General features: G+C 67.2%; 27 protein-coding genes. 15 read left to right on the top strand and 12 right to left on the bottom strand.

The annotated features are described in order from the left end of the window. Positions 1–11: 11 nt before the first annotated feature. The 7 genes from mgtE to ACPCUW_RS23465 form a co-directional block, all read right to left on the bottom strand. Positions 12–1,565, bottom strand: a complete 1,554-nt coding sequence (gene mgtE, locus ACPCUW_RS23435; protein WP_423427118.1) for a magnesium transporter — start codon at positions 1,563–1,565, stop codon at positions 12–14. Between the two features lie 349 nt (positions 1,566–1,914). After that, the gene (locus tag ACPCUW_RS23440; protein WP_423427120.1) at positions 1,915–2,676 is read right to left on the bottom strand and encodes an NUMOD3 domain-containing DNA-binding protein; all 762 of its coding nucleotides are present in this window, start codon (positions 2,674–2,676) and stop codon (positions 1,915–1,917) included. A 35-nt stretch (positions 2,677–2,711) separates the two neighbouring features. After that, a complete protein-coding gene (nrdE, locus tag ACPCUW_RS23445) occupies positions 2,712–4,817 on the bottom strand; it encodes a class 1b ribonucleoside-diphosphate reductase subunit alpha (RefSeq protein ID WP_423427200.1) in 2,106 nt (701 codons plus the stop codon). A gap of 35 nt (positions 4,818–4,852) precedes the next feature. Continuing rightward, on the bottom strand, positions 4,853–5,356 hold the full coding sequence (nrdI, locus tag ACPCUW_RS23450; protein ID WP_051756104.1) for a class Ib ribonucleoside-diphosphate reductase assembly flavoprotein NrdI: 504 nt from the start codon (positions 5,354–5,356) through the stop codon (positions 4,853–4,855). A 48-nt stretch (positions 5,357–5,404) separates the two neighbouring features. Beyond that, positions 5,405–5,638 carry a redoxin NrdH gene (locus ACPCUW_RS23455; protein WP_030515663.1) on the bottom strand — a complete coding sequence of 78 codons (234 nt, stop codon included), beginning with the start codon at positions 5,636–5,638 and terminating at the stop codon, positions 5,405–5,407. 478 nt (positions 5,639–6,116) lie between these two features. Further along, the gene (gene ykgO, locus ACPCUW_RS23460) at positions 6,117–6,239 is read right to left on the bottom strand and encodes a type B 50S ribosomal protein L36 (protein WP_036504093.1); all 123 of its coding nucleotides are present in this window, start codon (positions 6,237–6,239) and stop codon (positions 6,117–6,119) included. A 171-nt stretch (positions 6,240–6,410) separates the two neighbouring features. Then, entirely contained in the window at positions 6,411–6,974 is a 564-nt protein-coding gene (locus ACPCUW_RS23465) for an NAD(P)H-dependent oxidoreductase (RefSeq protein WP_195075168.1), read from the bottom strand. Positions 6,975–7,192: 218 nt separating this feature from the next. On the opposite strand from ACPCUW_RS23465, the gene ACPCUW_RS23470 reads away from it, so the two are divergent. Together ACPCUW_RS23470 and nadE are read left to right on the top strand one after the other, a co-directional pair. Beyond that, positions 7,193–7,810, top strand: a complete 618-nt coding sequence (locus tag ACPCUW_RS23470) for a TetR/AcrR family transcriptional regulator (RefSeq protein ID WP_227462829.1) — start codon at positions 7,193–7,195, stop codon at positions 7,808–7,810. Positions 7,811–7,820: 10 nt separating this feature from the next. After that, positions 7,821–8,663, top strand: coding sequence for an ammonia-dependent NAD(+) synthetase (gene nadE, locus ACPCUW_RS23475; RefSeq protein WP_423427123.1), 843 nt, complete (start codon positions 7,821–7,823; stop codon positions 8,661–8,663). A 35-nt stretch (positions 8,664–8,698) separates the two neighbouring features. Here nadE and ACPCUW_RS23480 read toward each other — a convergent pair whose 3' ends face one another. Both ACPCUW_RS23480 and moaA read right to left on the bottom strand, forming a co-directional pair. After that, positions 8,699–8,941, bottom strand: coding sequence for a MoaD/ThiS family protein (locus ACPCUW_RS23480; protein ID WP_063015665.1), 243 nt, complete (start codon positions 8,939–8,941; stop codon positions 8,699–8,701). Next, positions 8,934–9,992 carry a GTP 3',8-cyclase MoaA gene (moaA, locus tag ACPCUW_RS23485; protein WP_423427125.1) on the bottom strand — a complete coding sequence of 353 codons (1,059 nt, stop codon included), beginning with the start codon at positions 9,990–9,992 and terminating at the stop codon, positions 8,934–8,936. The genes ACPCUW_RS23480 and moaA overlap by 8 nt, the downstream gene beginning before the upstream one ends. A 258-nt stretch (positions 9,993–10,250) precedes the next feature. On the opposite strand from moaA, the gene glp reads away from it, so the two are divergent. The 3 genes from glp to ACPCUW_RS23500 all read left to right on the top strand — a co-directional run bounded on the left by glp (position 10,251) and on the right by ACPCUW_RS23500 (position 12,992). Further along, entirely contained in the window at positions 10,251–11,453 is a 1,203-nt protein-coding gene (gene glp, locus ACPCUW_RS23490; RefSeq protein WP_104391584.1) for a gephyrin-like molybdotransferase Glp, read from the top strand. A gap of 104 nt (positions 11,454–11,557) precedes the next feature. Continuing rightward, a complete protein-coding gene (gene moaCB / locus ACPCUW_RS23495; RefSeq protein ID WP_423427203.1) occupies positions 11,558–12,574 on the top strand; it encodes a bifunctional molybdenum cofactor biosynthesis protein MoaC/MoaB in 1,017 nt (338 codons plus the stop codon). Then, on the top strand, positions 12,567–12,992 hold the full coding sequence (locus ACPCUW_RS23500; RefSeq protein WP_063015668.1) for a molybdenum cofactor biosynthesis protein MoaE: 426 nt from the start codon (positions 12,567–12,569) through the stop codon (positions 12,990–12,992). The genes moaCB and ACPCUW_RS23500 overlap by 8 nt, the downstream gene beginning before the upstream one ends. 9 nt (positions 12,993–13,001) lie before the next feature. On the opposite strand, the gene ACPCUW_RS23505 is transcribed toward ACPCUW_RS23500, so the two are convergent. Beyond that, positions 13,002–13,463, bottom strand: a complete 462-nt coding sequence (locus ACPCUW_RS23505; RefSeq protein ID WP_064905596.1) for a MarR family winged helix-turn-helix transcriptional regulator — start codon at positions 13,461–13,463, stop codon at positions 13,002–13,004. A 3-nt stretch (positions 13,464–13,466) separates the two neighbouring features. Between ACPCUW_RS23505 and ACPCUW_RS23510 the strand changes: the two genes are divergently transcribed. Further along, on the top strand, positions 13,467–14,462 hold the full coding sequence (locus ACPCUW_RS23510) for an LLM class F420-dependent oxidoreductase (protein WP_423427127.1): 996 nt from the start codon (positions 13,467–13,469) through the stop codon (positions 14,460–14,462). Here the strand turns inward: ACPCUW_RS23510 and ACPCUW_RS23515 are convergent. Further along, entirely contained in the window at positions 14,450–15,499 is a 1,050-nt protein-coding gene (locus ACPCUW_RS23515; RefSeq protein ID WP_423427128.1) for a CobW family GTP-binding protein, read from the bottom strand. The genes ACPCUW_RS23510 and ACPCUW_RS23515 overlap by 13 nt on opposite strands. Before the next feature lie 76 nt (positions 15,500–15,575). Continuing rightward, the gene (locus ACPCUW_RS23520) at positions 15,576–17,018 is read right to left on the bottom strand and encodes an N-acetylmuramoyl-L-alanine amidase (RefSeq protein ID WP_423427129.1); all 1,443 of its coding nucleotides are present in this window, start codon (positions 17,016–17,018) and stop codon (positions 15,576–15,578) included. A 726-nt stretch (positions 17,019–17,744) separates the two neighbouring features. On the opposite strand from ACPCUW_RS23520, the gene ACPCUW_RS23525 reads away from it, so the two are divergent. The 9 genes from ACPCUW_RS23525 (at position 17,745) to ACPCUW_RS23565 (ending at position 26,534) form a co-directional block, all read left to right on the top strand. After that, on the top strand, positions 17,745–18,149 hold the full coding sequence (locus ACPCUW_RS23525) for a hypothetical protein (RefSeq protein ID WP_063015672.1): 405 nt from the start codon (positions 17,745–17,747) through the stop codon (positions 18,147–18,149). A 149-nt stretch (positions 18,150–18,298) separates the two neighbouring features. Further along, positions 18,299–19,360 carry a galactose-1-phosphate uridylyltransferase gene (gene galT, locus ACPCUW_RS23530; protein WP_423427205.1) on the top strand — a complete coding sequence of 354 codons (1,062 nt, stop codon included), beginning with the start codon at positions 18,299–18,301 and terminating at the stop codon, positions 19,358–19,360. Further along, entirely contained in the window at positions 19,357–20,463 is a 1,107-nt protein-coding gene (gene galK / locus ACPCUW_RS23535) for a galactokinase (protein ID WP_423427131.1), read from the top strand. The genes galT and galK overlap by 4 nt, the downstream gene beginning before the upstream one ends. 33 nt (positions 20,464–20,496) lie before the next feature. Beyond that, on the top strand, positions 20,497–21,246 hold the full coding sequence (locus tag ACPCUW_RS23540; protein WP_305779958.1) for an SDR family oxidoreductase: 750 nt from the start codon (positions 20,497–20,499) through the stop codon (positions 21,244–21,246). A 328-nt stretch (positions 21,247–21,574) separates the two neighbouring features. Continuing rightward, entirely contained in the window at positions 21,575–22,624 is a 1,050-nt protein-coding gene (locus ACPCUW_RS23545; RefSeq protein WP_423427133.1) for a 3-oxoacyl-ACP synthase III family protein, read from the top strand. 10 nt (positions 22,625–22,634) lie between these two features. After that, positions 22,635–23,540, top strand: coding sequence for a hypothetical protein (locus ACPCUW_RS23550; RefSeq protein WP_423427135.1), 906 nt, complete (start codon positions 22,635–22,637; stop codon positions 23,538–23,540). After that, the gene (locus ACPCUW_RS23555; protein WP_423427137.1) at positions 23,537–25,207 is read left to right on the top strand and encodes a fatty acid CoA ligase family protein; all 1,671 of its coding nucleotides are present in this window, start codon (positions 23,537–23,539) and stop codon (positions 25,205–25,207) included. Before ACPCUW_RS23550 ends, ACPCUW_RS23555 begins: the two co-directional genes overlap by 4 nt. Beyond that, positions 25,204–25,497 (top strand): hypothetical protein, encoded by a 294-nt coding sequence (locus tag ACPCUW_RS23560; RefSeq protein ID WP_423427138.1) that lies wholly within the window; start codon positions 25,204–25,206, stop codon positions 25,495–25,497. Before ACPCUW_RS23555 ends, ACPCUW_RS23560 begins: the two co-directional genes overlap by 4 nt. Further along, a complete protein-coding gene (locus ACPCUW_RS23565; protein WP_423427140.1) occupies positions 25,494–26,534 on the top strand; it encodes an NAD-dependent epimerase/dehydratase family protein in 1,041 nt (346 codons plus the stop codon). Before ACPCUW_RS23560 ends, ACPCUW_RS23565 begins: the two co-directional genes overlap by 4 nt. Positions 26,535–26,551 lie beyond the last annotated feature (17 nt).

The raw sequence follows: 26,551 nt of genomic DNA on the forward strand, positions 1-26,551 counted from the left end.
GCGGTCCCGACTCAGATGCCGAGGACGAGCTTCGCCGTCGTGAAGTAGATAACCAGCCCGGTCGCATCGACCAGCGTCGTCACCATGGGCGCGGAGATCACCGCCGGGTCGATGCGCAATTTCTTGGCCAGCAACGGCATCGTGCCGCCGATGGTCGCGGCCCAGCCACAGATGATCACCAGGGTGATGCCGACGACCAGCGCGATCTGCGCGCCGACGAACGCCGCGCCGATCACCATGCCGACCACCGCGAGCATCGACCCCAGCACCAGACCGACCCGGCACTCACGCCAGATGACCTTCAGCAGATCCGACACCCGCACCTCGCCGACGGCCAATGCCCGCACACACGAGGTCGCCGCCTGCGCACCGGCATTGCCGCCCGCGCCGATCAGGAGCGGAATGAACAACGCGAGATGCGCGGCCTGGGCGAGCGTCGCCTCGAACGCGTCGGTCACCGTGACCGTCAGGGTGGCCGCGACCAGCAGCAACAGCAACCACATCGCGCGGTAGCGGGCCAGCTGGAACACACCGGCGGCCATGTAGTGCCCGGACCACGGGCTGGCGCCGGCCTGCCGCGCCACATCCTCACTGTCGGCCGCCTCGATGACCTCGACCGCGTCGTCGATGGTCAGCAGTCCGACCAGCCGGTCTTCGCTGTCGACGACCGGCAGGTTGATCAGGTTGGTCTCGCGCATGAGCCGCGCGGCCTTCTCCGCGGCGTCGGTCGCGCGGGCGAAAACCGGTGCGGTGACGACGAGTTCGGTCAGCATCGTCTCCGGATCGCTGAGAACCAGTTCCCGCATCTCGACCACGCCGGTGAGCCGGCGACCGCCGTCCACCACCGGCAGGGTGTACACCGTCTCCGCGTGCGCGCCCTTGGCCCGAACCACCCGCAGCGCCTGTTCGACGGTCAGATCACAGTGCAGCGCAACGACTTCCGGAGTCATGTAGCGACCGACCGATCCCTCGGGATAGCCGAGCAGCGCCGCGGTCATCCGCCGTTCGCGCGGGCTCAGCCCGGCCAGCACCTTCTTGGCGACCGTCGCGGGGGCCTCGCGCAGCATCCGGGCGCGGTCGTCGGGGTCCATCCCCTCCACCAGTTCCCGGAAGCTCTGATCACGCATCCCGGACAGGATCTGCTGCTGGTCCACCGGCTCGAGCTCCTCGAACACCGCCAGCGCACGGTCCTTGTCCAGCAGCCGGAACGCGATGCCGGCGTGCACGGCGTCCATGCGCGCGAGTTCGTCGGCGATCCGGTGCGGGGCGTGGTCGTCCAGCCAGGTCAGCGCGGCGTCGACGCGGCGGTCGTCGATGAGGTCGCGCAGCGAGTCGTGATCCGAATGCTGTTCGGCGACAGCCGTTTCCGCCATGCGGGCCGCATCGTGTCCGCTTGCGTCGGCGGCACACGTGTCGTGCACCCCCGCTTCGGTGGCGTGTTTCTCGTCGGCAGACGCTCGACCAGCTTCCGCTCCGGCGGTGTACAGCCCGGACTCGGTGGCCGGACGACCCTCATCCGGGACATCCGGGCGTGCGGGCGCGGCAAAGAACAGATCGGTCGACATGACAGAACCTCGGCATACTGCGAGTGGGTACGGGATCACGGATCACACCGCGAGGCACCGACCTCGCCACCGAAAGCTCTACCGGCAGAACAGGAGGACGGCGCCGCGCGGCCTTCGACTCGGGGGTTCGCTACGCACAGCCACCCACCTCCTCATCGCCCGCACTACACCGTCAGAGAATTTCGATGCCCTCCCGGCACCCCGATGACCCGCATCGTCGCCTGGTCATCGCCCGGACGCACAGCGCCCGCATGCAGGCTACACCCCCAACCGCCGCCGCGCCGAACCTCGAAACTTCGGTTTCGCGCATGTACCGAGCGAGGGGTGATCAGTACGGCCGCCGCCTCCCTCACTCGTCCTTCGTATCGGCCGTATCCTCGACGCAATATCGACATGTCTCCTTGAAGACACCCTTGTTCGTGTGATGTCGCGTGTGGGCATTGCGCCTGCTCGAAGGCATCGGCCGCCCCTTCCGGACGGCGGACATCTTCGCCCGAGTCTCGGCACTGGCGGTCCGCCCGAAGTTCGGGTTTCCTGCGCCCATGCGCATCTCCGAAAGACGCCGACGCGATTCTTCCGGCATAGCATGGGCGAATCCCGGGTGCGCGGCGCCGAACCCGAAGTTGGGATTCGCTTCACCCTGAAAAGAGCCTTTGCGGTCCATCGACCATTTCACGCGCTGCGACGCCGAATGCGTACGCCCGAAAAACGGATTCTCTTCGCCGAAACGACTCACACCCTGACGGCCGGTCGACCGAATCCGCGCGGCCTCCCGCATTTCCGCGGTCCAGATCACGCCTACTGGCCCCAGTCCGCCCTCGGAAAGGTTGAGGAGTGGCTGGCCTTCTTTCCGTAGATAAGCGATCCACGCGATCTCAGCGCGTCCCAGATCCTGGAGGCCGTATACCCAGTCCAGGACATCCGCAATGACGGCATCTCGGTCCTGTTTGCGCAGCCAGTCGTAAAACGGCGTCTTGCGACCCGCACCGGCTTCCTTGAAGTGTTGCCGGAGCCGTACATGCTCCGACTTCGTCGTCAACCCTATATAGCGATAGTCGTACTCGGTGCGGAGGCGAACTCCGTAGATGACACCATGTTTCGGCTTACCCATCGACCCCCCGCATCGAGTCTTCTATGTGCTACACATCACAACATACAGGAAACGCAATTCTCAATTTCAGTCCCTTGCAACGCCATCTGCCGGATGCGGATGTAGTACAGGGTCTTGATTCCCTTGCGCCAGGCGTAGATCTGGGCCTTGTTGACGTCGCGGGTGGTGGCGCTGTCCTTGAAGAACAGGGTCAGCGACAGGCCCTGGTCCACGTGCTGGGTGGCCGCGGCGTAGGTGTCGATGATCTTCTCGTAGCCGATGTCGTAGGCGTCGGCGAAGTATTCGAGATTGTCGTTGGTCAGGTAGGGGGCCGGGTAGTAGACGCGGCCGATCTTGCCTTCCTTGCGGATCTCGATCTTCGACGCCACCGGGTGGATCGAGCTGGTGGAGTGGTTGATGTAGGAGATCGACCCGGTCGGCGGCACCGCTTGCAGGTTCTGGTTGTAGATGCCGTGCTCCATGACCGAGGCCTTCAGCTCGAGCCAGTCCTCCTGGGTCGGGATGTGCACGCCCGCTTCGGCGAAGATCTCCCGCACGCGATCGGTCTTCGGCTCCCATGCCTGTTCGGTGTACTTGTCGAAGTATTCGCCGCTGGCGTACTTGGATTCCGGGAAGCCGCCGAAGGCCGTGCCGCGCTCGATGGCGAGCTTGTTGGAGGCCCGCACCGCGTGATAGGCGACGGTATAGAAGTAGATGTTGGTGAAGTCCACACCTTCTTCGGATCCGTAGTGGACCCGCTCGCGCGCCAGATACCCGTGCAGGTTCATCTGGCCCAGGCCGATGGCGTGGGATTCGTTGTTGCCCTGCTCGATCGAGGGCACCGAATAGATGTGGGTCTGATCCGAGACCGCGGTCAGCGCCCGGATCGCGACCTCGATGGTCTGCCCGAAATCCGGTGAGTCCATCGCCTTGGCGATATTGAGCGAGCCCAGGTTGCAGGAGATGTCCTTGCCGACCTCCGCGTAGGACAGGTCGTCGTTGAACACCGACGGCGTGGAGACCTGCAGGATCTCCGAGCACAGGTTGGAGTGGGTGATCTTGCCCTTGATCGGGTTGGCCCGGTTCACCGTGTCCTCGAACATGATGTAGGGGTAACCGGATTCGAACTGCAGCTCGGCGATGGTCTGGAAGAACTCGCGGGCGTTGATCTTCGACTTGCGGATGCGCTTGTCGTCGACCATCTCGTAGTACTTCTCGGTGACGTTGATGTCGGCGAACGGCACGCCGTAGATGCGCTCGACGTCGTAGGGCGAGAACAGGTACATGTCCTCGTTCTTCTTCGCCAGCTCGAAGGTGATGTCGGGGATCACCACACCCAGCGAGAGCGTCTTGATGCGGATCTTCTCGTCCGCGTTCTCCCGCTTGGTGTCGAGGAAGCGGTAGATGTCGGGGTGGTGCGCGTGCAGGTACACCGCGCCCGCACCCTGACGCGCGCCGAGTTGATTGGCGTAGGAGAAGGAGTCCTCGAGCAGCTTCATGATGGGAATGACGCCGGAGGACTGGTTCTCGATCTTCTTGATAGGCGCGCCGTGCTCGCGAATGTTGCTCAGCAGCAACGCGACTCCGCCGCCGCGCTTGGACAGCTGCAGCGCCGAGTTGATGGAGCGCCCGATGGACTCCATATTGTCCTCGATGCGCAGCAGGAAGCACGAGACCGGTTCGCCGCGCTGCTTCTTGCCCGAGTTCAGGAACGTCGGGGTGGCCGGCTGGAAGCGGCCGTCGATGATCTCCTCGACCAGCTGCTGGGCGAGGATCTCGTCGCCGGCGGCCAGGGTCAGCGCGACCATGCAGACCCGGTCCTCGAACCGCTCGAGATAGCGCTTCCCGTCGAAGGTCTTGAGCGTGTAGGACGTGTAGTACTTGAACGCGCCGAGGAAGGTGGGGAACCGGAACTTCTTGGCGTAGGCCTGCTGGAACAGCTTCTTGACGAACGCACGGCTGTACTGGTCGAGAACCTCGGGCTCGTAGTAGTTCTCCTCCACGAGGTAGTCGAGCTTCTCGTCGAGGTTGTGGAAGAAGACGGTGTTCTGGTTGACATGCTGCAGGAAGTACTGCCGGGCGGCGGCGACATCCTTGTCGAACTGGATCTCACCGCCCGGTCCGTACAGGTTCAGCATCGCGTTGAGCGCGTGGTAGTCCAGGCCCTCGGTCGAGGTCTCGGTGCTGACCGGGCGCTCTAGGCGGGCCGTCTTTCCGGCCGGTGCTGTTGTCGTTGCCAAAACAATCCCAATCCCTCTCGGACGCGCTCGACGTCCTCGGCGGTTCCCATCAGTTCGAAGCGATACAGGTACGGCACCCCGCATTTGCGCGAGATGACCTCTCCCGCATAGCAATACGTATCGCCGAAGTTCGTGTTGCCGGCCGCGATCACCCCGCGCAACAGCGCACGATTATGCGGATCGTTGAGGAATTTCGCCACCTGCCTGGGGACGAATTCCTTGTCCGAGCGACCGGCTGCCCCCTCGCCGCGCTGCGCGTCGAACACGTGCCGGCCGCCACCGTAGGTGGGGCAGATCAGCACATAGGGCGTGTCGACGCGCAGCGAATCGGCGGTGTGGAGCGGAATGCGAACGGCCGGCAAACCCAGCCGTTCGACGAAGCGGTGTGTGTTCTCCGACGCGCTCGAGAAGTAGACCAGAGCGGGCGTCGATTGGGTTCCTTCCCCGGACAACCCAGCCATCCCACTCCCCCTTACTCTGCTCGTCGGACGAACGGTGACCGGAGCGGATCAGGCCGCGGCGGTCACCAGGGACTTGATGCGGTCCGGACGGAAACCGGACCAGTGCTCGTCGCCGGCGACGACGACGGGGGCCTGCAGATATCCCAGCGCCATCACATAGTCGCGGGCCTCGGGGTTCTCGGAGATATCGACGACCTCGTACTCCACACCGGCCTTGTCGAGCGCGCGGTAGGTGGCGTTGCACTGGACACAAGCGGGCTTGGTGTAGACCGTGATACTCATGGGTGACCCTCTCTCCTTGCCTTATCCGATGCAGCCTTGAATCGGTACGCCATCTGCTGTGAGCATCCGTACTGAGCACGATCCATCTGGTACTGCGCAAACCCCTGGAAGTAGGGGCACCACCGGTGATCACAGTGCTGTGATCGGCTCGGAATCCGTCTCCCCTTCCAGTGCCGTAGACACTACACCTAGTGGCCGACAGATTCATACAACACGACATGTTGCGAACCACAAAGATGAAATTCGACGGCCGTAAGTACCAGGACAGTTGATTCGCAACCCGACACGACAGTGGCGCAGATCACGATTTCATGTCGCAGCTCTCTCTCAGCAAACCCAATACCACCTCTCGTCACATCGGCCACAGGGATCTCAACAGGCCCGTCTGGGCACATCCGAAACGATCGAATGCCGCGCCCGTTCCGGGGAACGAACGCGGCATTCGGCGGCTACTTCGGCGTGTCGCAGCCGAGCCGGATCAGCCCTGGCGAGCCTTGAACCGCGGCTCCTTCTTGTTGATCACATAGGTCTTGCCACGGCGTCGCACCACCTGAGCGCCCGGCTTGTCCTTCAGCGAACGCAGTGAATTCCGGACCTTCATGACGACCTCCTATTGGAAATGGTTTTCATATCCTATAGAGGTGTGCTACGGGAGCGTTAGGACGCCGGTCACGTCGCCGCCCCTCGCAGCCGATGGCCCCCGACGCCACCGAGGGGCCACACCATCGGGTGCGGCCCCTCGGAACGGCTCGAGCCGGTTACCGTCTCGGGCTCAGGCGTTGACCGATTCCCGCGCCGCGACCAGTTCGGTGACCGCGGCGGCGAGCTGGGTCAGAGCCTCGGCGTCGTCGCGCGGATGCGCCTCGCCGAAGCGCTGGCCGATGGTGCCGAAGTGCAGGTGCGCGCTCTCCACAACGGTGCCGCCGGCCACACCTACCGCCTTCACCGTGTCGCCGTGCGCCCACTTCGCGGCGTTCTGACTGATCGAGGCGCTGATCACGGCCACCGGCTTGTCCTTGATCGAACCGGCGCCGTAGGGCCGCGAGGCCCAGTCGATCGCATTCTTCAGCACGGCCGGGATCGTTCCGTTGTATTCGGGGACGAACAGCACCAGGGCGTCGGCGGCGGCGACGGCGTCACGCAGCGCCTGCGCCGGTGCCGGCACCTGACCCGGTACGTCGATGTCCTCGTTGTAGAACGGAACATTTCCGAGACCGTCGTAGATATCGACCTCGACACCTTCCGGTGCGGTCTGGGCGGCAGCCTCGGCCAGCTGCCGGTTGATCGAACCGGCGCGCAAGCTGCCGACGAGAGCCAGGATGCGAGTCTGTGACATGATCACTCCTTGTGCGGTGGGGCGGCGGTGGCTTCCGCTGTCACGACACGATAACCGGACTACGGTCCGCTTTCATTCCCGGGTCATGGGGTAAACGAACTGTGAACTGCGACACTCCCGATTCGACGCCGTCGAATTCGTCCCATTCGTCCGATCCGCGCGCCACGGATCCGGCCTTCGCCGCCGCGCCGCGTCCGGGCGTGCTGCCACTCGAGGCCGTGGCCGTCGACCTCCCGCCGACCGCGCTCACCACCGCGCTGCCGGTAGCCGAACACTCCGAGCGCAGCGATGCCGTACGCAATCGGCAGCTGCTGCTCGACGCCGCCGAGGAATTGGTCCGCGAATTCGGCGCCGACGGCGTCACGATGGACGCGGTCGCCAAGCGCGCGGGCGTCGGCAAGGGCACCGTGTTCCGCCGGTTCGGCAACCGGGCCGGTCTCATGCTGGCGCTGCTCGACCAGTCCGAGCAGAAACTGCAGGCGGCGTTCATGTTCGGGCCGCCGCCGCTGGGCCCGGGCGCCCCGCCGCTGCAGCGGCTGATCGCCTACGGTCGCGCCCGTTTGGCCGGGATCGAGGTGGAGGGCGAAATGCGCCGCGCCGCCGACGAATCCGGCCGCTACGCCAGCGCGCCGTACAACATCTCGAAAACCCATGTGTCTCTGTTGCTTCGGCAGCTCGACATGAACGGCGATATCGCGCTGACGGCGGATACGCTGCTGGCGATTCTCGACGCCGGCCTGGTGCTGCATCAGCTACGGGTCCTCGGTTATCGGCCCGAACAGATCGCCGACCACTGGGAAAACGTGGTGCGCGCACTGGTGGCACCCGCCCAGTAGAGTGGCCCGCATGGGGAACCTGCGCGAACAGATCATCGCCGAATTGGGTGTCGCGGCCGAGATCGAACCGAAGGTCGAGGTGCGGCGCCGCGTCGAATTCCTGGCCGACTATCTGAGTTCCACGCCGGCAACGGGTTTCGTTCTCGGCATCAGCGGTGGTCAGGACAGTTCGCTCACCGGCAAACTGTGCCAGTTGGCCGTGGACGAGTTGCGCGCCCGGGGACAGGAGGCGACATTCGTCGCGGTCCGGCTTCCCTACGGCGCGCAGGCCGATGCCGACGACGCGCAGCGGGCGCTGGATTTCATCGGCCCGGACCATGTGGTCGAGGTCAATGTGAAGCCCGGCGCCGACGCGGTGGCGGCCGCGACCGCCGAGGGCGTGCGCGAACTGCTCGGACACGAGACCGAGCTGCGTGATTTCGTTCGCGGCAACATCAAAGCGCGCGAACGGATGATCATCCAGTACGCGATCGCGGGGCAGTTGAATCTCGTGGTCGTCGGCACCGACCACGCGGCGGAGGCGGTCACCGGGTTCTTCACCAAGCACGGCGACGGCGGCGTCGACATCACTCCGCTGACCGGTTTGACCAAGCGCCAGGGTGCGGCATTGCTGCAGGAATTGGGCGCTCCGCCGAGCCTGTGGGAGAAGGTGCCCACCGCCGACCTCGAAGACGATCGCCCGGCGCTGCCGGACGAGGAGGCGCTCGGCCTGAAATATGCCCAGATCGACGATTATCTCGAGGGCAAGGACGTGGCGCCGGGGGTGGCCGAGCGCGTCGAGACGATCTACTGCAACACCCGGCACAAGCGGACGGTGCCGGTGTCGCCGCTCGACTCCTGGTGGAAGAACTGAGGGGCCGAGCCCACCGCTCGAGAAACGGGCGCTGATCAGCCGCCCGCGAACGGCGGTAGTACGTCGACGCGGGCGGTGAGGGGGGTGCTGTCGTCGCGGGTGAGTTCCTCGCCCACCAGATAGGCACAGACCTTCAGCATCGGATCGAGATCGGCTCCGTAGGCCGCGCGCAATGCCGTACGCAGGTCACCGACCGTTGCCGTATCGGGCAGGTCCAGATGTTCGCTGGATTTGCCGACCGCGTCGGCGATCGCGGCGAAATATCTGACCTCAACCACCGATGGCTCCCATCGTGCGTTCCGGGGGGACGAAATCGGCGGCGGCGATGCCGTGCCCGGCCCATTTGTTCCACATCGCGCCGCGCCACAGCTGTGCCACTTCGTCGTCGCTCGCGCCGGCGCGCAGCAGGGAGCGCAGATCGTATTCCTGGTCGCTGAACAGGCAGGACCGGACCATGCCGTCGGCGGTCAGGCGGGTGCGGTCGCAGTCGCCGCAGAATTGACGGGTGACCGAGGCGATGATGCCGACCGTGGCGGGACCGCCGTTCACCAGCCAGGTCTCCGCCGGGGCGGAGGGGTCGGCACGCCCGGTCTCGGTGAGGGTGAAGGCCGCGCCGAGAACGTCGAGAAGTTCGGCCGCGGTGACCATATTGGTGCGTGCCCACTCGTGGTCGGCGTCGAGCGGCATCTCCTCGATGAACCGCAGTTCGCATCCCTCGTTCAGGCACCATCGCAGCAGATCGACCGCACCGGAAAGGGTTTCGCGCATCAGCACGGCGTTCACCTTGACCGGGTAGAGACCGGCGGCATGGGCGGCGCGGATGCCGGTCAGCACCGAGCCGAGCCGGTCCCGGCGGGTGAGCCGGGCGAATCCGGCGGGGTCGACCGTATCGAGGGAGACGTTCACCCGGCCGAGTCCCGCGGCCGCCAGCCCGCGCGCGCGATGTTCGAGCCCGATGCCGTTGCTGGTCATCGCCAGCGGCGTGTCAGGAACGGCGGCATGGCATCCGGCGACGATCTCCTCGAGATCGCGCCGCATCAGCGGCTCGCCGCCGGTGAACCGCACCTCGCGGATGCCCAGGCGCCGCACCGCGAGTTCCACCAACCGCACGATCTCCGCGGCCGAGAGCAATTCGTCCGCGGGGATGGCCGGCAACCCCTCCTCCGGCATGCAATAGGTGCACCGCAACGAGCACTTCTCGGTGATCGACACTCGCAGATCCCGGGCCGTGCGCCCGAATTTGTCGACGAGCAGCTCCGTATCGGGCCGTCCGTCCAGCGAGGGCCGCCCGCCCCGGACGGCGGGAATCCCCATGAGAACGACGGTCACTCCTCCATTATGGGGGCCGCCCCCACCTCACGTCCCGCAAGTCCACACCTGTGAGGTAACCGAGCACCGCCGCAGCAAGTGAACATCCGGTCTGTACCACCCGCGACGGTGAACTCCAAAGGTCTCGGCCCGCCTCGATTTTGCAGCGACGGAGCGAGGGAGCGCAGCGACTGAGCGGAGGAGTGAAAAATCGAGGCCCAGGGGGCCGAGACCCGCCGCAGCGAAGCGAAGGCCAAAGACACAGCTAGGCTGACGTCTATGAGTCAGCCTGCCAAGACTGTGGCTCGGTCCGTCGAGGATCATCGGGAGCGGATCGAACAGCTGCTGCGACCGCTGGCAGTGCGGCAGGTGGAGCAGTTGGCCTTGCACGGGGTGCGGGGCCGGATGCTGGCCGAGGATGTGCGGTCGCCGCTGGATCTGCCGGTGTTCCGCAATTCGGGGATGGACGGATACGCGGTACGGGCGGAGTCGGTCGCGGTGACGCCCGTGACGCTGCCGGTGGCCGGTGTGGTGGCCGCCGGTCAGGGTGGCCCGGAGCGGTTGCCGGACGGGGCGGCGGTCAAGGTGATGACGGGCGCGCCGATTCCGCCGGGCGCCGATTGTGTGGTGCCGGTGGAGGACACCCGCGCCGTCGACGGCGGCGTGTCGATCGAACGCGGCCGCAACGCAGGCGATTTCGTGCGCGAGGCGGGAACCGATATCCGGCGCGGTGAGCTGCTGGTGGCGGCCGGGTCGTTGTTGTCGCCGCATCGGATCGCGGCCCTGGCGGCGGTGGGCATCAGCTCGGTGGCGGTGGCGCGGCGGATCCGGGCGGCGGTTCTGACGACGGGCGACGAGCTGGTGTCGGCCGGTGTCGCGTTGCGCCCGGGGCAGATCTACAACTCGAACGGGATCGCGCTGGCTGCTGCGTTGGGCGCCAACGGGATCGATGTGGTGGATGTCTCGCACAGCCGCGACGATCCGGGCGAGTTCCGCCGCAAGTTGTCGATCGCGACGGCGGCCGCGGATGTGGTGTTCACTTCGGGCGGGGTGTCGCAGGGCGATTTCGAAGTGGTCAAGGAGGTGCTGGCCGAGGTCGGCGGCGAGTTCGGTTCGGTGGCCGTGCAGCCCGGTGGCCCGCAGGGCATCAGTGTGGTCGACGGGGTTCCGGTTTTGAGCTTCCCGGGTAATCCGGTGAGCACGATGGTGTCGTTCGAGGTGTTCGCCCGGCCGATCCTGCGGCAGCTGAGCGGGTTGGCTCCGGTGCCGAATTACGAGGTGGCGCTGCTGGATCCGGTGCGCTCCCCGGCGGGCCGGCGGCAGTTCCTGCGGGGCCGGCGCGAAGGTGCGGGGGTCCGTTCGGTGTCGGGACCCGGGTCGCATCTCGTCGCGGCGATGGCGCAGGCAGATGTTCTGATCGAAATTCCGGCCGATGTCACGACGGTGGCGGCCGGTTCGCTGGTGAGGGTGCGCGAACTGTGAACGAACTGTCCCATGCCGAATACGGCCCCGTACCGAAAGACGACGCGGTACCGAAAGACGACGCCGGCACCTTGTCGCACGTCGATGCCGAAGGCCGGGCGCGCATGGTCGATGTGAGCGCCAAGGCCGAGACGACACGGGTGGCGGTGGCGGCCGGCCTGCTGCGGACGACGCCCGAGGTGGTCGCCCTGGTGCGCGCGGACGACCTGCCGAAGGCCGATGTGCTGTCGACGGCTCGCATCGCCGGTATCTCGGGGGCGAAGAAGACCTCGGAGCTGATTCCGCTGTGCCATCAGCTGGCGCTGTCCTCGGTGGATGTGCGCTTCGGCTTCGACGAGGCCGCCATCACCATCGAGGCGCGAGCGAAGACGAAGGGCCCCACCGGCGTCGAGATGGAGGCGCTCACCGCGGTCGCGATCGCCGGCCTCACGCTGCACGACATGGTGAAGGCGGTGGATCCGGCGGCCGTCCTCGACGGTGTGCGCCTGTTGACGAAAGACGGTGGTAAGCGCGGCCATTGGGAGCGGCCCGATATCGCATCGTCCGACGATGTCGCGCTGTCGGCCGAGGCGCCCGCGACCGGACACTCTCCCGCCGGCCGGCGCCACAGCGATGCGGTACACCACGCGACGCACGCCGGCGAGGGCTCCCGGACCGCGGTCGTGGTCGTGGCCTCGACCGGCGTCGCGGCCGGTACCCGGGTCGACAAGACCGGTCCCGTGCTGGCGGACTGGCTTGCGGGACTGGGCTTTTCGGTGCGCGGACCGCTGGTCTACGCCGATGCCGATATCGCGGCCGGTCTGCGCGACGCGCTCGACGGCACGCCGGGACTGGTGATCACCACCGGCGGCACCGGCGCCTCGCCCTCCGATGCCACTCCGGAAGCGACGCTGGCGGTGCTGGATCGTGAATTGCCGGGCGTCGCCGAGTCGATCCGCCAGCGCGGTACAGCCGCGTTTCCGTTGGCGGCCCTGAGCCGTGGCGTCGCGGGCCTGTCCGGCACTACGGTGGTCGTGAATCTGCCCGGTTCGCCGGGCGGGGTCCGCGACGGAATCGCGGTCCTGCAACCGTTGCTGGATCATCTGCTGGCCCAGGTCGCCGGAGGAGGCCGCCATGAGTGAGTACACGCCGCTCACCCGCATCAGCGATCAGCCGTTGCAGCCCGAGGAGGTCGAGCGCGCGGTCACCGGCCCCGAATACGGCGCGGTCGTCGTCTTCACCGGTAAAGTTCGCAATCACGATGGCGGACAGGCGGTTTCGGCCCTGGAGTATTCGGCTCACCCCGAGGCGGAGAAGTTCTTGACCCGGGTGTGCGCCGAGGTCGGGAAATCCGCCGGCCTACCGGTCGCCGCGGTTCACCGGGTGGGCGAGCTGACGGTCGGCGATCTGGCGATCACGGTGGCCGTCGCCGCTCCGCACCGCCGCGAGGCCTTCCAGACCTGCGCGGAATTGGTGGACCGCATCAAGCACGAGGTCCCGATCTGGAAGCGCCAGCTGTTCGCCGACGGCATGTCCGAGTGGGTCAACGCCTGCGGCTAGGCCACGACGTCAGCGTGGTTCGGTGCCGGGATTCGCCTCGGCCGCCGGTGTGGACTCGGTGAGATTCGCCTCGATGCGGCGCAGCGCCCGGAAGAGTGCGGCGCGTTCGGCCGCGCTGAACGACGTCAGCGCCCGTTCGGTCAGTCGCGCGCTCTCGGCTTCGATCTCGTGCTCCAGATCCCGCCCGCGTGCGGTCAGGTGCAGGCGGACCAGTCGGCGGTCGGTCGGATGCGGTTCACGCCGGACCAGTCCGGCCGCTTCCATCCGGGTGGTCGCCCGGGTGACGGTGGGCGTTGCCAGGCCGAGCCGTTTGGCCACCTGACCGGGCGTCAGACCGTCCTCCTGCCAGAGCTGGCGCAAGATGAACTGCTGGCCCTCGTACACGCCGTGCCGGGCGTAGGCGGCCGCCGCCGCCACCGCGAGGGCGTGTTTGGTGGACCAGAACGCGGTCTGGAAGTCGTCGTCGGTCATGGTGTGTTCAGCGTAGAGGTATTGTATTCGTTAGCCGACTCACGTTATAGTCATTGTCCGGCTAACAACTTAGAACGGGAGATCTACGTGAAAATCGGCATCGCACTCACCGACTTCTCCTGGCCCGTCCCGAACGGCGAAATCGGTTCGGCGGTCACGGAACTCGCGCAAACAGCCGACGCATCGGGTATCGACAGCCTCTGGGTGATGGACCACTTCTTCCAGATCGGCATCAGCGGACATCCGCCGGAGTCGCCGATGCTCGAGGCCTACGCCGCGCTGGGATTTCTCGCCGGCATCACCGACCGTATCCGGCTCGGCACGCTAGTCACGGCGGTGCCGTATCGCCATCCCGGCGTGCTGATCAAATCCGCGACCACCCTCGACGTCCTCAGCGGCGGCCGCCTGATCTTCGGCGTCGGCGCCGGCGCGCCCTTCGATCCGGAACCGATGGGCCCGAGCACCACATTCGAGGCCGAGGGCCTGGGTATTCCGTTCCCGCGACTGCCCAGGCGCTTCGAACAACTGGAGGAATTGCTGCAGATCGCACACCGCATGTGGAGCGAGGACGAGACGCCCTATCGGGGAAAGCATTACGAGTTGGCGCGGCCGCTCAATTCACCGAATTCGATCCAGCGCCCGCATCCGCCGATCCTGATCGGCGGCAGTGGCGAACGCAAAACCCTGCCGCTGGTGGCCCGGTATGCCGACGCCTGCAATCTGTTCGACCTTCCCGGCAGCGGCTACGCCGACAACCTCGCGCACAAACTCGCGGTGCTGCGGCGCCAGTGCGACGAGATCGGCCGCGACTATTCCACGATCGAGAAGACCGTCACCACGGCCCTGGATATCGATTCGGGTCCCGGACCGGTGCTGGACCACTTGAAGACCCTGGCCGCCACGGGAATAGACCACGCGATTCTCGGACCGGACGGGCCGTGGACGCCGCCGCGTTTGCGACGGCTCATCGAGATGGCACCGGAGATTCACGCGCTCTGATCCGAGTCGTCCCTCGGCACGTACCGCCACACCGGCAGCAATGCCTGCTCGTCCAGCGGTTCGGGTCCGGTGTGAGCGGTGGCGCGCAGCCGGGCCGCCGCGGAGTCCGCGTCCAGACCGGATCCGATGAGTACCAGCCGGGTTTCGCGGGTCTCACCGCGCGACCACGCGGCCGGCTCGAAGACCACATGCCGGCCGACCATGTGCAGCAGGAACTTCCGGTTCTCACCGCGCACGCTGAACGCGGTGGCGCCCTTGGCGCGGAACAGGCCCGACGGCGGATCCTCCAGGAATCCGACCAGGCGGCGCGGGTCGAGATCGGTTGCGGTGGTGAACGATACGCTGTCGTAGCCGTCGTGCAGATGGCGGTGTCCGGGCGCGTCGTGGTCGTGATCGTCGAGCAGTTCGTCGAACGACAACTGCCGCGCGGCCGTCGATTCGCCGCGTTCGGGAACGTCGAACAGCAGCGGCGGATCGATGCGGCCGTGCGCGGTGGCATAGACCGGCACCCCCGCGGCGATTCCCTCGATCTCCGCGCGCAGGTCGTCCAGCCGCGCGGCCGGCACCCGGTCGGCCTTGTTCAGCACGATCAGGTCGGCCAGGCGCAGATGCGTGGTCAGTTCGGGATGGCGGGCGCGGCTGTCGTCGAAATGCTCGGCGTCCACGACCTCGATCAATCCGCCGTAGCGAATGCGCGGATTGTCGCTGCCGATGACCATGCGGATCAGGTTGCGAGGTTCGGCGAGGCCGCTGGCCTCCACCACGATCACATCGATGCCGTGGCGCGGCTCGGCGAGCCGGGCGAACATCTCGTCGAGTTCGGTCACGTCCACCGCACAGCACACACAGCCGTTGCCCAGCGAGACCATGGCGTCCACCTGGCCCGCGACCAGCATGGCGTCGATATTCACCGCACCGAAATCGTTGACCACGACGCCGATCCGGGCCTCGCGTCGCCGCAGCAGATGGTTCAGCAGCGTGGTCTTACCGGTTCCCAGAAATCCCGCGACCACCAGAACAGGTATGCGCCGATCCATTCGGCCGAGCTTACCCACGCCCGGACGAGGACGTGCCCGCCCCTTCGTGCGGAGGGGCGGGCACGAACGGGGCCGATTACTTACTCTGCCCCAGGAGGGTGGAGACCAGGGTGTAGGCCAGATTCACCAGTTCGGAATCGAGCGCACCGTTGCCCAAGCCGAGCGATTTCGCCAGCGGCAGCAGCAGCTGCATGGCGGTGGTGGCGAGATTACCTGCACCGGAACCGGATTGCGGTTTCTGGGTGCCGCTGGTTCCGGGTGCGGTCGAAGTCTGCGGTGAGACCCCGGACGTGCCCGGATCGGTGTTCGAATAGGTTCCCGGCGCCGTGCGATAGGTGCCGGCCGGATTCGAGCCCGGTTGCGTCGTGGCCGGAGCCGACGGCGCGGTGGACGTCGGCGCGGACTGCGTGGTGGCGGGCGTCGAGTTCGGCCCGCCACGCAATGCGTCCGTTGCCGAATTCTGTTGCGGTGCTGCCGGATTCTGCGTCCCCGAATTCTGGGTCCCCGAATTCTGGGCGCCGGAATTCGGTGTCGCCGATCCCTGCGGAGACGCGCTCTCCGGCGCGGCATTCTGCGGTGCCGGACTCTGCGGGGTGGCACTCGGCGACGTGGTGCTCTGTGACGTACCGGTCTGCGGCGCGGAATTGTCCTGCCCCGGCGCCGACGGCGGCGCGCTCGCCGGACTATCGGCGGGCGACGCGGCCGGCGAGGCACCACCCGGAGCCACTCCGATCAGATAACTCACCAGCCCGGTCGTGATCGCGATGGCATGCTCGAGCTGCCCCTCGGGCGATTCGAGCTTTTTCGCGTCGTCGACATTCGCGCCGTTGCCCATTTCGATGAAGACGTCGGGCACCTCGGTCAGCGCCGGGCCCGCGATATCGGACCGGGTTTGCAGACCGTCGACCGCGCCCGCGTAATCAGCGGGCGTGAACCCGGCCTTTTTGTACGCGTCGCGCATGGCATTCGTGGCGACCTGACCGGGGCCCGACTGCGCTTCGTTCGCCTTGGCATCGGGGACCGGCAGCTGCGGCACGATCAGATGGAATCCGTGATCCTGTTCCGGTGCGCCGTCGGCGTGGATGCTGACGGCCACCGCGGCGCCGGAGCTGTTGGCCGCCGCGGCGCGTTCGTCGACACATCCGCCCCAGCCGGTGTCGTCCTGGCGGCTCATCACGACGTGCGCGCCGAGCGCCTCGAGCGACTGCCGGACCAGCTGTGCCACATTCCAGTTGATGGTGTGCTCGGGCACGCCGTTGCGGGTGGTCATCCCCGTGGTCTGGCACTCCTTGGTGCCACCACGGCCGTTGTTCACTTGACGATTGAGGTCTTCGTTGTGGTTACTGCCCTGATGGCCCGGGTCCAGAAATACCGTCTTACCCACCAATTTGGTCGACATATCGGGATCTGCGGGCGCGGCCGGCGCGGCGAGAGCGGCGGCGGGCGCCAGCACACCGGCCGTGGTGACCGCGGCGACGGCGAGCCTGACTCCGGTCTTGATGATGTGTGGATGGTTCATGTTCGGACGGCGCACCCGGAGACGGGCACACCCCTCCCTTCCCACTAGTAACATCAAACCCAGTGGTTCACTGTTGCAACGCCAGCATCAACTACGCAAGCTCAGTTACCGAACCGTTACCCCCATTAGAGCCGCAGTGGCACGTCATTTTCGCAGACACGCCGGTCGCGCGGCTGATTCGGCGGTAGCCAGCAGGAGAAACGGACATCTCAGAGCTATCTCATCGTGGCCGCACTCGCCGAACGCACGGAACAACCGGCAGGTTTGTGTCGCTGACCACATCGAGGCGAAATTCGAGGGAATGCACATCATTGCCCGAATGTCGCTGTGGCCGGGCGAATCCGCACGATCCGCCGATATCCAGGCCCGCGGCCGAAAATGCCGAAATGCTGATCCCGGATGATTCGCCAGAGTAATTTAATTCTGAAATACCGCTGTGTTGCACGGGTCGCCCGCGCTGCAGTACGTTCCCATCTCGCACCTCGGCGGTCGAATCGCACGCCGGTGCCGTCCCCGTGGGCGCGAGGGGATCCCGCGGGGACGTTCAGCGACGGCATTTCGCGGCCGTCTGCCCACCGCCCACCGGGCGTTGTCGAATCTCCAGATATTTCTCCGATCCGGTCCGCGCCTATCGCATTTCTGATAGACCAAGGCCCCGGAAGATGCGGGGATCTTCTCCGGCCGCCCGATAGTCGACGGCCGTCTGCGAGATCGAGGAGGACCGCCGTGCGTGGACGCACGTTTGTGATCGCCGGGGCCGTCGCGTCCACGGTGACGATGCTCGGATCCGGCACCGCTGCCGCCGATCCGGCGACGAACATTCCCGGAGACGGGATGTACCGGGTCGGGGTAGATATCGCGCCCGGCATCTATCAGTCCGCGGGGCCGGCGGACCCGGCGCACGACTGTTCCTGGGAGCGCCTGTGGAAGATTCCCGAACCCGGTGATCCGCCGGACCCGAACGCCGCCATCGTCGCCAGCGACCGCACCCACACCACTCCGGTGCGGGTGCTGATCAAATCGTCCGATGTCGCGTTCGCCTCGGCCAACTGCGGCGGCTGGGTGATGATGCCGGCGCCGCCGCCGACCGGCTCCTACGGGCCGGGCGGGTTGTTCGGCAGCGAGTACTGAGCGAGGCCGGTCCGGCGCGGTGTATCCGCCGCGCCGGATCCGGCACCCGCCGCCTGTCGCGGCCGCGATGTTAGTGTCCCGCTGAGATCCGGTGGATCGAGCGGAGGGATGCGATGGCGCGGCCGAGTCCGGTGATGAGTCGTCGGTCGCTGGCCGACGGCCGCGAGATCATCTACTTCGACAGCGAGCCGGTGCCACGCACCGCCGCCGACACCCGGGATCTGCCTCGGACCAGTACGCATTCCCAGGCACGTTTCGATCCGCTGCTCGGCGAGTGGGTGGTGATCGCCTCGCACCGCCAGAGCCGGACCTTCCTGCCGCCGGCGGATCTGTGCCCGCTGTGCCCGTCGCGCCCCGGCCATCCCACCGAGGTCCCCGAGGCCGACTATCAGGTGGTGGTGTTCGAGAACCGCTTCCCGTCGCTGTCGACCGGCCGCGCCGAACTTCCCGACCACGTCGAGGGGTCGCCGGAGACGTTGCTGCGCAACGGTTTCGGCCGCTGCGAGGTCGTGTGCTTCACCAGCGACCACAACAGTTCGTTCGCCGGGCTCGATCCGGGCCGGGCGCGCCTGGTGGTGGACGCGTGGGCCCAGCGCAGCGCCGAACTCGGGGCGCTCGACGGCGTGGCCCAGGTGTTCTGCTTCGAGAATCACGGCGAGGAGATCGGCGTCACGCTGTCGCATCCGCACGGCCAGATCTACGCCTACCCCTTCCCCACCCCGCGCACCGCGACGATGGTGGCCAACGCGGCGCGCCATCGAAAAGCCCACGGCAGCAATCTGTTCGGTGATCTTCTGGGCGCCGAACGGGCCGCCGGCGTCCGGGTGGTCGCGGCGAACGAGGAGTGGACCGCCTTCGTACCACCGTTCGCCCGCTGGCCCTACGAAGTTCAGCTCTATCCGCACCGCCGGGTGGCCGATATCCCCGATCTCGACAATGCCCAGCGCGACGGTTTCGCGCATCTGTACCTGGATGTGCAGCAACGCTTCGCGCGCCGATTCGACACCCCCATGCCGTACGTGGCGGCATGGAATCAAGCGCCGAAATCCGGTGTGCCGGGCGGTGACTGGTGGCTGCACTTGCAGCTGTTCTCGATCCGGCGGACGGTGCACAAGTTGAAGTATCTGGCCGGCTCGGAATCGGGGATGAACGTCTTCATCAGCGACACCACCCCCGAGACCGTGGCCGCCGAACTGCGGGAGGTGCGGTGAGCGCGGCACCCCGGCGCGGAGTATGGGTCGCGCCCGGCCGGGTCAACATCATCGGCGAGCACACCGACTACAACGACGGATACGCGCTGCCGATCGCGTTGCCTCAGGTCGTGACCTGCACCGCCGAGGCCACGACGGACGGCACGGTGCGGGTGAGTTCCAAACAGCACGCCGGGCAGGTGCGCGAATCGCTCGACGGGCTCGCCGAATCCGCCGTCACCGGCTGGGCCCGCTATCCGCTGGGCGTGGTGCACGAATATCGGCGCCGCGGGCACGAACTGTCCGGGGTGGTGCTGGAGATCGACGGGGCGGTACCGGTGGGAGCCGGGCTGTCGTCCTCTGCGGCGCTGGAATGCGCTGTGGCACTGGCGATTCGCGATCTGTTCGAGATCGACGCCGGCAGCGCCGAGCTGATCGACATCGGCCGGGCCGCGGAGAACTCCTATGTCGGCGCGGCGACGGGGACCCTGGACCAGTCCGCCTCGTTGCTCTGCACGGCGGGTCACGCCCTGTTCCTGGACTTCGCCACCGGGGAATTCGCGCAGGTTCCCTTCGATCTCGCCGCGGCCGGCCTGCAATTGCTGGTAGCCGACACCGACACCCCGCACCGGCTGGCCGACGGCGGTTACGGCCGGCGCCGGCGCGAATGTGAGCAGGCCGCGCACGCTCTGGGCGTGCATTCGCTGCGTGCCGTCACCGATCCGGCGGAAACGCAGCGGCTGGCGGACCCGGTGCTGCGGCGGCGCGCCCGCCACGTCGTCACCGAGAACGCGCGGGTGCTGACCGTGGTGGAACTGCTGCGCGACGGGTGTGATCCGCGCGCGATCGGGCCGCTGCTCACCAGCGGACACGCTTCGTTGCGCGACGATTTCGAGGTCTCCACGCCGGAGCTGGATGCGGCGGTGGCGGCCGCGCTCGACGCCGGGGCCCACGGTGCGCGCATGGTGGGCGGCGGATTCGGCGGCAGCGTCATCGCGGTGACCGATATCGAGCGGACCGATTCGATCGCGGCCGCGATCCGGCGGCGGTTTCGCGACGACGGTTTATCCCCACCGCGATTCTTCGTGGCGGTGCCCGCCGCCGGAGCCCGCCGGATTTCCTGATCAGACGGCCGGGCGGCACTAGGGTGGGGTGCCATGACCAGGCGCAGAATTCTCATCACCGGAGCGAGTGCGGGCCTGGGGGCCGAGATGGCTCGGCAGTTCGCGGCGCGCGGGCGCGATCTCGCGCTGTGCGCGCGCCGCATGGAGAACCTGCGGTCGCTGCGCGAGCAATTGCGGGCGGCCCATCCCGATATCCGGGTTTCGCTGCGGACCCTCGATGTGGACGACCACGAGGCGGTCCCGCGCGTATTCGGAGAATTCCGCGACGAATTCGGCGGGCTGGATCGCGTGATCGTCAACGCCGGCCTGGGCAAGGGCGCGGCGCTGGGCACTGGGCGTGCGGATGCGAATATCGCGACGGCCACAACGAATTTCGTGAGTGCGCTGGCCCAGGCCGAGGCCGCACTGGAGATCTTTCGCGACCAGAACGCCGGGCATCTGGTGCTGATCTCGTCGATGAGCGCGGTGCGCGGGCTGCCCGGTAAGAAGGCCGCGTATGCGGCGAGCAAGGCCGGATTGTCCGCGCTCGGTGAGGGTTTGGCGATCGAACTGCGCCGCAGCCCGATCGCCGTGACCACGGTGCAACCGGGCTTCATCGCCACCGAGATGTCGGCGCGCGCCGACGACGCCCGGCTGGTCGCACCGCTCGAACGCGGTGTGGCCGCGATGGTCGCCGCGATCGAGTCCGAGCCGGTGCGCGCCTGCGTGCCGCAATGGCCTTGGCGCGCACTGAACCTCGTGCTGCCACGGCTGCCGAGGGCGGTCATGGCACGGCTGGGCTGATCCGGCTCGGACGGCCCTGCGCTCGGTGAGGTCTCTCACAATCGACCGCCCCGATCGATGTGAAGTTTCACCACGAATCCGACACTCTGCAAGTTAGCGGACTCCCGGATCCACTTCGCGAATCGACAGAAGCCTCGATGTAGTGGCGATATTCATCGATTGCCGAGTAGTTACTACTTGCTGCGACGCGCTGTCACAAATACATCGCATTCACCGCTACCCAGTCGAAGCGTCGAGATGCGGATCAAGAATGCGCTAGTTACTCTCGGGTAGCATCACGTCACGAACAAATTCCGCAAGCATTCGTCATGCCAATTCAGGAGGCGGCGTGCCGCATTCTCGTTTCGAAGCGATCGGCGCATATCTACCCGAAAAAAGGGTCACCACGGAGGAATTGATATCGCGCCTCGCCGTACCGCCGGACTTCGATCTCGAAAAGATCACAGGCGTGCGCGAACGCCGCGTTCACGACACCCGACCGGAATCCTACGAAGACTCGTTCGTCCTGGCCGGCAAGGCGCTGGACGAGTGTCTGTCCAGGTCACAGTACTCCGGGTCGGAGATCGAGGTGGTCATCTCCACCTCGATAACCCGCAGCAAGGACGCCGACAAGATATATATGGAGCCGTCCTTCGCGTCGGCTCTGGCACAACGCATCGGTGCGCGGAACGCCATTACCTTCGACCTTTCCAACGCCTGCGCGGGAATGCTCAGCGGAACCTACATTCTCGATCGGATGATTCGATCCGGAATGGTGCGCAACGGCATCGTGGTGAGCGGTGAGGCGATTACTCCGATCGCCGATACCGCAGTGCGCGAAATTTCCGACAAATACGATCTGCAATTCGCGTCGCTCACCGTGGGCGATTCCGCGGCCGCGGTGGTGCTCGATCGTTCCGTCGACGAGGCCGACCGCATCGACTACATCGAGCTGGTCACGGCCTCGGAGTTCTCGCACCTGTGCCTGGGCATGCCCAGTGACAAGACCCCGGGCGTGGCGCTCTACACCGACAACCGCAAGATGCACAACGAGTCCCGTTTCCTGTTGTGGACCGACACCCAGCGCATGTTCTACGAGAAGCGCGGCACCACGTTCGCCGAGGAGAACTTCGACTTCGTCATCCACCATCAGTTCGGCGCGGCGGCGATCCCGTATATGAACGCCATCGCCGAACGGGAATTCGGCGCACCGATGCCGCCCGACCTCAATGTGCTGACCGAATACGGAAATACCTCCAGCACTTCACATTTCATCGTGCTGCACGACCATCTGAGCCGCGGTGAGATCCCGGCCGGCTCGAAACTGCTGATGGTTCCGGCCGCCTCCGGGGTGGTCGGCGGTTTCCTGTCCACCACGATTTCGTCTCTGAAGGTCTGAGGTACTGGTCATGGGCGTTGCCATCACATCCACCGGAATCAGTCGCGAGGGCGACACGTTCAGCATCGTCGAGCACAGTGGCCGCGCCGCGCGCCGCAGCCTCGAACGCGCCGGGGTGGCGCCGGAGCAGGTCGGGGTGCTGATCAACGCGGGAATCTTCCGCGACTCCAACACCGTGGAACCGGCGGTGTCGGCGCTGATCCAGAAGGAGGCGGGGATCGGACTGGACTACCGGTTCGGCGACCCGCGCTCGTTCTCGTTCGACCTGATGAACGGCGCCACCGGTGTGCTCAACGCGGTTCAGGTCGCGCAGTCGATTCTCGAGACCGCCGGATCCGGCCACGTCCTGATCGTCTCCGGGGACACCCATCCGTCGCTGGCCCGGTCGGCGGCCGACGACGAGTTCCCCTACGCCACCGCGGGTGCCGCGCTGCTGCTCGAGCACACCGACGAGCCGGTCGGCTTCGGCCGCGTGCACACCGTCGCGGGTTCGGGTTCTCCCGTGGTGCAGTCGTATGTCGACGTCACCGCTATGGGCACGGCCGGACGCGGACTGATGACGGTGGAACGCGAACCCGGATTCGAGGATCGACTGCTGGAGATCGCCGCCGACGCCGGCCGCCGCGCCCTCGACGCCGACGGAATCGATCCCGCCGCAACCGTTCTCATCGCCTCCACGCCGACGCCGAAGTTCCCGCGGCTGCTCGCGGACACCCTCGGTATCGGCGAGGTCCGCACCCCGGACCTGTCCGCCGGCGATCCACACACCGCGGCGTTGCCGCTGGCCTATCACCATGCGGTGGAGGAGGATTCGCTCGCCGGCTTCGACACCGTGCTGTTCGTCGCGGCGGGCGCGGGACCGTCCGCGGCGGCCGCGGTGTATCGCCTGCCGGTCGCCGCCGGTGCGGCGGCGTGAGCGGTACATACTGGCGCGCGGTCGACCGGTTCCGCGTGGTCGCCGCGGCCGCACCCGACCGCACCGCGGTGTATTTCGCCGATGCCGACCATGCGGGCACCCCGCACTATCGGCGGCTGAGCTACGCCGACCTGGATCGCTGGTCCGACACTGTCGGTGAGCGGCTCACCGCCGCGGGCGTCGGCAGCGGGACCCGCACCATCGTGCTGGTGCTGCCGGGGCCGGAGCTCTACGCGATCATGCTGGGACTGTTGAAGATCGGCGCGGTGCCGGTGGTCATCGATCCGGGTATGGGGCTGCGCCGGATGCTGCGCTGCCTGCAGGCGGCCGACGCCGAGGCGTTCATCGGCATTCCGCAGGCGCATGCGGCGCGGGTGCTGTTCCGCCGCTACTTCCGCGGGGTGCGGGTCGCGGTCACGGTGGGGCGGCGGTGGTTCTGGGGCGGAGCGACATTCGACAGCTGGGGTCGCCGCCCGTCCGGCACCGCGCCGGACCGCGCTCCCGCGCCCGAGGGCGACCTGCTGATGATCGCCTTCACCACCGGAAGCACCGGACCGGCCAAGGCCGTGGAGATGACCCACGGCAATCTGTCGGCCATGGTCGAGCAGGTCCACGCCGCGCGCGGGCATGTGCCGCCGCAGACCTCGCTGATCACGTTGCCGCTGGTCGGCATTCTGGATCTGTTGCTCGGTTCGCAGTGCGTGCTGCCGCCGCTGATTCCCAGCCGGGTGGGTGCGACCGATCCGGCGCACGTGGCCGACGCGATCGGCCGGTTCGGCGTCCGCACCATGTTCGCCTCCCCCGCCGTGCTGATTCCGCTGCTGCGCCACCTCGAACAGACCGGCACCCGGCTGCCGACACTGCGCAGCATCTATTCCGGTGGCGCGCCGGTTCCGGACTGGTGTATCGCCGGCCTGCGCGCGGTGCTCGAGGAGGATGTGCTGGTCTACGCCGGATACGGGTCCACCGAGGCACTGCCGATGTCGACGATCGAATCGCGCGAGCTGCTGGACGGCCCGTCCGAACGCGCCCGCGCCGGTGCGGGCACCTGCATCGGCCGTCCGGCCGACCGGGTGCGGGCGCGAATCGTGGCGATCACCGACCACCCGCTGCCCACGTGGGCGGACGCCCGCGCCCGGGAGGATGAACTGGCGGCCACCCGCGGCATCGGCGAACTGGTGGTGGCGGGGCCGAATGTGAGCACTCGCTACTACTGGCCCGCCGTGGCCAACGCGGCGGGCAAGATCGTCGACGGCGAGACCGTCTGGCATCGCACCGGTGACCTCGCGTGGATCGACGACCAGGAGCGAATCTGGTTCTGCGGACGCAAATCCCAGCGGGTCCGCACCGCCGACGGCCCGATGTTCACGGTACAGGTCGAGCAGATCTTCAACGCCGTCGCGGGTGTGGCGCGCACGGCACTGGTCGGGGTGGGGCCGGCGGAAGCACAGCGCCCCGTGCTGTGCGTGGAACTGCGCCCGGACGCCGATCGCGACGACGTGGCCGCCGCGCTGCGCGCGCGTGGCGCGGAATTCGAGCTGACCACGAAGATCTCGGAGTTCCTGTTTCATCCGGGATTTCCGGTCGATATCCGGCACAACGCCAAGATCGGGCACGAACAGCTCGCGGTGTGGGCGGCTCGGCAGACCGCGAAGGCGTTGCGATGAACGTGAAAGTTGTTGCGCTGCGGGCTGTTCCGATCGCAGGATGGTTGTTCCTGCTGGCCGGTCCGGCGGTCCGGAGCTTCGGCCGCCGCTGGCTGCGCGCGCTGTGGTGGATCGACGCGGTGCTCAGCATCGGCGTGCATGCCGCCCAGATTCCGGTCGCCCTGCGCGCCGCGCGGGGCAGCGGCCGGTCGCGCCTGTACACCGCCGTCATGACCCAGCTGTTCGGGCTTACCTGGTGGCGCACCGAAATCGTCCGCAGCACGGCATCTTTCGAGGAGAACGAACGGTGAAGGCACTCGTCACGGGCGCATCCGGATTTCTCGGCGGCGCGCTGGTCCGCCGCCTGGTCCGCGAGGGCGGCCACGAGGTGACCGTCCTCGCGCGGCGTACCAGCAACCTCGGCGACCTGCCCGAACTCGAGGGTGTGCGGATCGCCTACGGCGATCTCACCGACGACGAATCCCTCGAACGCGCGTGCGCCGGAGTCGATGTGGTGTTCCACAGTGCCGCCCGCGTCGACGAACGCGGCACCCGCGCCCAGTTCCACACCGAGAACGTCCGCGCCACCGAAGTTCTGCTGCGCACCGCCCGCGCCGCCGGAGCCACGCGTTTCGTGTTCATCTCGAGCCCCAGCGCTCTGATGGATCGCGACGGCGGCGATCAGATCGACATCGACGAATCGGTGCCGTATCCGCGCCACTACCTGAACCTGTATTCCGAGACCAAGGCCGCAGCCGAGCGCACCGTCCTCGCCGCCGACACCCCGGGTTTCACCACCTGCGCGCTACGGCCGCGCGCGATCTGGGGAGCCGGCGACCGCTCCGGCCCGATCGTGCGCCTGCTCGGCCGGACCGCACAGGGGCGCCTGCCCGATCTGTCGTCCGGCCGCTCGGTCCAGGCGTCGCTGTGCCATGTGGACAACATCGTGCACGCCTGTCTGGGCGCCGCCGGCTCCGACCGGGTCGGCGGCAAGGCCTATTTCGTCGCCGATGCGGAGCGGACCGACGTCTGGGCCTTCCTGGCCGAGGTGGCGGGCGGGCTCGGCTACCCGGCTCCCAGCCGCCGGCCGGATCCGCGTGTGCTGGCGGCCGCCGTGTCGGTGATCGAAACGGTCTGGCGCATACCGGCGATCGCACGGCGCTGGTCGCCACCGCTGTCGCGCTACGTGGTGGCGTTGCTGACCCGCACCGCGACCTACGACACCGGCGCGGCGGCACGCGATTTCGGATACGCGCCGATCATCGACCGCGAACAGGGCCTGGCCCGGTTCCTGTCCTGGCTCGAATCCGAGGGCGGCATCGAGCAACTCACCCGCGAGCTGCGGTAACGCAGAGTCAGGAGCCG

It is taken from the genome of Nocardia sp. AB354 (assembly GCF_049538315.1).
Lineage (GTDB): Bacteria > Actinomycetota > Actinomycetes > Mycobacteriales > Mycobacteriaceae > Nocardia > Nocardia nova.

Bases quoted from the DNA above. Each gene is read 5' to 3' on its own strand.
- ACPCUW_RS23500 (WP_063015668.1), top strand. From the start codon at position 12,567: ATGAGTGAGTACACGCCGCTCACCCGCATCAGCGATCAGCCGTTGCAG.
- ACPCUW_RS23505 (WP_064905596.1), bottom strand. From the start codon at position 13,463: ATGACCGACGACGACTTCCAGACCGCGTTCTGGTCCACCAAACACGCC.
- glp (WP_104391584.1), top strand. From the start codon at position 10,251: ATGAGTCAGCCTGCCAAGACTGTGGCTCGGTCCGTCGAGGATCATCGG.
- nrdI (WP_051756104.1), bottom strand. From the start codon at position 5,356: ATGGCTGGGTTGTCCGGGGAAGGAACCCAATCGACGCCCGCTCTGGTC.
- ACPCUW_RS23465 (WP_195075168.1), bottom strand. From the start codon at position 6,974: ATGTCACAGACTCGCATCCTGGCTCTCGTCGGCAGCTTGCGCGCCGGT.
- mgtE (WP_423427118.1), bottom strand. From the start codon at position 1,565: ATGTCGACCGATCTGTTCTTTGCCGCGCCCGCACGCCCGGATGTCCCG.
- ACPCUW_RS23550 (WP_423427135.1), top strand. From the start codon at position 22,635: ATGGGCGTTGCCATCACATCCACCGGAATCAGTCGCGAGGGCGACACG.
- ykgO (WP_036504093.1), bottom strand. From the start codon at position 6,239: ATGAAGGTCCGGAATTCACTGCGTTCGCTGAAGGACAAGCCGGGCGCT.
- nadE (WP_423427123.1), top strand. From the start codon at position 7,821: ATGGGGAACCTGCGCGAACAGATCATCGCCGAATTGGGTGTCGCGGCC.
- ACPCUW_RS23440 (WP_423427120.1), bottom strand. From the start codon at position 2,676: ATGGGTAAGCCGAAACATGGTGTCATCTACGGAGTTCGCCTCCGCACC.
- ACPCUW_RS23560 (WP_423427138.1), top strand. From the start codon at position 25,204: ATGAACGTGAAAGTTGTTGCGCTGCGGGCTGTTCCGATCGCAGGATGG.
- ACPCUW_RS23520 (WP_423427129.1), bottom strand. From the start codon at position 17,018: ATGAACCATCCACACATCATCAAGACCGGAGTCAGGCTCGCCGTCGCC.
- moaCB (WP_423427203.1), top strand. From the start codon at position 11,558: ATGGTCGATGTGAGCGCCAAGGCCGAGACGACACGGGTGGCGGTGGCG.
- ACPCUW_RS23455 (WP_030515663.1), bottom strand. From the start codon at position 5,638: ATGAGTATCACGGTCTACACCAAGCCCGCTTGTGTCCAGTGCAACGCC.
- ACPCUW_RS23540 (WP_305779958.1), top strand. From the start codon at position 20,497: ATGACCAGGCGCAGAATTCTCATCACCGGAGCGAGTGCGGGCCTGGGG.
- ACPCUW_RS23515 (WP_423427128.1), bottom strand. From the start codon at position 15,499: ATGGATCGGCGCATACCTGTTCTGGTGGTCGCGGGATTTCTGGGAACC.